The sequence below is a fragment of the Gluconacetobacter tumulisoli genome (assembly GCF_014174155.1).
GTDB lineage: Bacteria > Pseudomonadota > Alphaproteobacteria > Acetobacterales > Acetobacteraceae > Gluconacetobacter > Gluconacetobacter tumulisoli.
The window spans coordinates 1-643 of sequence record NZ_JABEQM010000047.1; the positions used below are offsets into that span (position 1 = coordinate 1).

Sequence of the window (643 nt, forward strand, 5' to 3'; positions counted from 1 at the left end):
GAACACGATGGTCTTGTGTCCGTTCATGATGGCGCGCTGTTCGACATGGTATCGGACGGCGCGGGCCAGGACGCGGCGTTCGATGTCGCGTCCCTTGCGGATCAGGTCGTCGGGGCTGTCGGCATGGGAAATCCGCTCGACGTCCTGTTCGATGATCGGCCCCTCGTCCAGGTCGCTGGTCACGTAGTGGGCGGTGGCGCCGATCAGCTTCACGCCGCGGGCAAAGGCCTGGTGATAGGGACGCGCGCCCTTGAACCCCGGCAGGAAGGAGTGATGGATGTTGATGCAGCGGCCGGACAGGTTCGACGACAGTTCGTTCGACAGGATCTGCATGTAGCGGGCCAGTACCACCAGGTCGGCCCCGGTCGCATCCACCAGGCGCAGGATCTCGGCCTCCTGCGCCGCCTTCGTCGCCGCCGTCACCGGCAGGTAATGAAACGGGATCGCGCCGAAATCCAGGTCCGCATACACTTCGCGCGGGTGGTTCGCGACGATGCCCACCGGTTCGATCGCCAGTTCCCCGATCCGCCACCGATACAGCAGATCCACCAGGCAATGGTCGAATTTCGATACCATCAGCAGCACCTTCGTCCGCGTCCGGTTGTCCTTCAGCGTCCAGTCCATCCCGAACCGTTCGGCAAGG

Annotated in this window: 1 protein-coding gene; it reads right to left on the minus strand. The window is 64.1% G+C overall.

All coding sequences use genetic code 11. The features are described from left to right. The coding region (locus tag HLH28_RS17860; protein ID WP_182961945.1) for a formyltetrahydrofolate deformylase at positions 1-643 on the minus strand (643 nt) is incomplete at both ends.